At 54.9% G+C, this 2,830-nt stretch carries 3 protein-coding genes; 1 reads left to right on the top strand and 2 read right to left on the bottom strand.

Annotated features, from left to right (window positions below; all coding sequences use genetic code 11):
* Positions 1–307: 307 nt before the first annotated feature.
* Positions 308–895 carry a DUF4291 domain-containing protein gene (locus QCE79_RS39180; RefSeq protein WP_309854588.1) on the top strand — a complete coding sequence of 196 codons (588 nt, stop codon included), beginning with the start codon at positions 308–310 and terminating at the stop codon, positions 893–895.
* A 39-nt stretch (positions 896–934) separates the two neighbouring features.
* Here the strand turns inward: QCE79_RS39180 and QCE79_RS39175 are convergent, their stop codons facing one another.
* Together QCE79_RS39175 and QCE79_RS39170 are read right to left on the bottom strand one after the other, a co-directional pair.
* Positions 935–1,408 (bottom strand): hypothetical protein, encoded by a 474-nt coding sequence (locus QCE79_RS39175; RefSeq protein ID WP_309854585.1) that lies wholly within the window; start codon positions 1,406–1,408, stop codon positions 935–937.
* Between the two features lie 10 nt (positions 1,409–1,418).
* Positions 1,419–2,830, bottom strand: a 1,412-nt coding sequence (locus QCE79_RS39170; RefSeq protein ID WP_309854582.1) for a hypothetical protein, incomplete at its 5' end; no start/stop codon positions are given.

Here is a 2,830-nt window from a genome sequence, read left to right as displayed (position 1 = left end):
CCAGCCACCCGTCACCGATGTGCCCACCGAGGCGATGCTGTTCGCCCACTTGTAGTCGTACTGAACCGTGCGGCCCGCGGCGCTCACGGTCTTGACGATGCGGCCATCGGCATCGTAGTACGTCTTCTCGCGCCCGCCCAGCGCATCCGTATGCGCGATGCGTTGGTCCAGATCGTCAGCAGCGGACGGTCGATCTCACTGCGTGAACTGACATCTACCTATAATGCCTTTCGCCGGGAAACTCTCTTTATCAGACCGCGCCATCACTCTCGCACATAACACAATGATTAATCGAGAATCACCAAATATGACAGCGCCAGCGTTTCGCCAAATTCGTGCCGTGTACGATGACAAAACGATCCGCGTTTATCAGGCTTATTCGGATCCCATCGCTGACGCAGCATTAGCTAACGGAACATTCGTATCACCGCCGTTCAAGCTGAACAGGATGACTTGGATAAAGCCCTCATTCTTGTGGATGATGTACCGATCTGGATGGGGATTAAAGGACGCAGGACAAGCCCGAATCTTGGCGATAGACATCTCTCGCGAAGGATTCGAGTGGGCATTGGCACATAGCTGCCCAAGCCATCCCGATGAATCCATGACGCAGGACACATGGCAAAGCCTGAAGGCAAACTCCCCTGTGCGCATTCAATGGGACCCGGAAAGGGATCTGCTGCTGCAACCGCAGTCTCGTCGAGCCATTCAAATCGGCCTTAGCAAACTGGCGGTCGATCTCTACGTAAAGGAGTGGATACAGCGCATCACGGACGTGACTCGACTGGCGCATCAGATTCATGCACTGGTCGACGCCAACGAGCGGGACGAAGCTCAACAATTGTTGCCGCATGAGGAGCCTTACGAATTCCCCTTGAACCGCCTGTTGCGGTGAATACAAGAGCCATACGGCTCTTGTATCGCTGATGCACCTCTATTCGACTGATACAGCCATCTCCAGCGCGACTTTCGTAAAATTCACGCCACCATCCGCTGCGGGTTGCTGCTTAAGCTCATCCAACGCGTAGACGATGCCGACACGGTGACCCGGGCAAAACCATTTAACGTCAGCTTTATTATTCAAATAAATCCCCGTCATATGTACAGAACCGTCACCGAGCTTAAGATCGATGGTGTTGTTAAACGCACTTGGATCCTGTCCTGCTACGTAAGCTCGTTGAATTACCCCGATCTGATACAGAAGGGGCATTCTTCCCTCTCGAATGCTACTCCACCACTCGGGCGAACCGAACAAGCCAAGCGTGCCACGAAGTCCCATTAGGGGCTTCTCCGCGTTCAGGGTCAACGCTTGCGTAATTTGCACCCGTCTTGGATTCTCTCGCAACGCGTCTTCAAGACAAAACACCCGCTTCATTGGAACATCAAAATCGTCAAGTCTTAGTAACATTTTTAACCTCTTAACGCAACAGGTCGAACTTAACCAGATTCTGGTTAAAAATTTGGATGCCGGGACCCTTTCCCAACTGAGTTGTCATCTGACCACCTTCAACTTTGAACTGCGTATTTGTATATATCCATCCCCGTCTCGTTTCGGTAGACAGCGCTGGAAGCTGAGCAGCAGTTGGCGGATTAGCTGCAATACCGATCTCTTGCAATTGTTCTGACGTCCCTGGGGCCAGGGTGAACTTCACGGTTGTGCCTTCGTACGCCGAGGAGTACGAAAGCACTGGAGAAATAGAAGTTTCTGTGGTTGGCAGTAACTCGCCACTTTCCTTTAGATACGCAAAATGTTCCGGAGACATTGTTCGATAGAAGATTTGATTGCCAAACGCATCCACTTCCTGCACAGGACTAAGTGGATTCGGTGACCTCAAAACAGGAACACCGATCTCTCCTAGTGCGCTTACACCTGTATTTTCAACTGCATACGAGGTCAGGCCCGTCTTGGCCGCATAGCTGTCAACCATCGAACCTGCCGCAGGCAAGCTCCAGGCAACGCCCTTCCCCGCTGCCCCGAGCAAGGGCGCTGCTCCTGCAATGGTCCCGAGCTCGGATAGCGCGGCCGAACCATAGCTTCCACTCGAAAGCGCTTGCCCAAAGTTACTACGCCAACCATCTGTCGAAACGTCTGTTGCCGTATTCCATAGGTCACGATATTGATTGCCAACTTCAACAAGCGGATCAACGAAGACGCCACCAATTACGGATCTTACCCCCGCGCCGATTTTCTCGGACAACGGAGCGGGTGTTTCGAACACGCTGCGTTGGTCACCGCTCAGGCCACGCCAGAAGCCACCATCAGTCTGTGCGAGCCGGACGTCAGCGTGAGGAAACAAAGGCAATTCACGCACCGTGACCTGTGGCGCCGAGACAGCATACGCTTGCACATCCGGCGTGTACGGCGAATAAGCATCGCCACCAATCGACATGCCGTTATCCGCTGTCATCAACGCGCGTGCCTGCTGAGGCGTCAACCCCAGGCCCGACGCGGTCGCATCAAACGAGTCTGCATCAGCGGGCGTGAATGGCAGGTTGGTCGTGTCGTTCTTGATCAGTTTCTCGGTTTTCACCTTCGCCGGCGCAACCGACTTCGCCGCCATCTGCGCGATCACCATCGCTCCGATCGTATCGCCCGCGATCGCCCCGGCATTGCGTTGCAAACTCCCACCGCGCACCAGCGTACTCGTCATTCCCGAGGCGAGCGCCGACGCGCCCAGGCTCAACGACGGTAGTGCCTTTCCAAGCTTCGTCTGCCCGAGCGCATCCCCGTCATACGCACTCGCCCCGGATGCAATCGCGCTCGCCGCAATACCCTTCCAGTCGAAGCCGTTTTGCGCGCCCAACGCGATGCTCATGCCCTGCGTCGCGG

This window comes from Caballeronia sp. LZ003, assembly GCF_031451465.1.
GTDB lineage: Bacteria > Pseudomonadota > Gammaproteobacteria > Burkholderiales > Burkholderiaceae > Caballeronia.
This window is presented reverse-complemented; position numbering and strand designations above follow the sequence as displayed.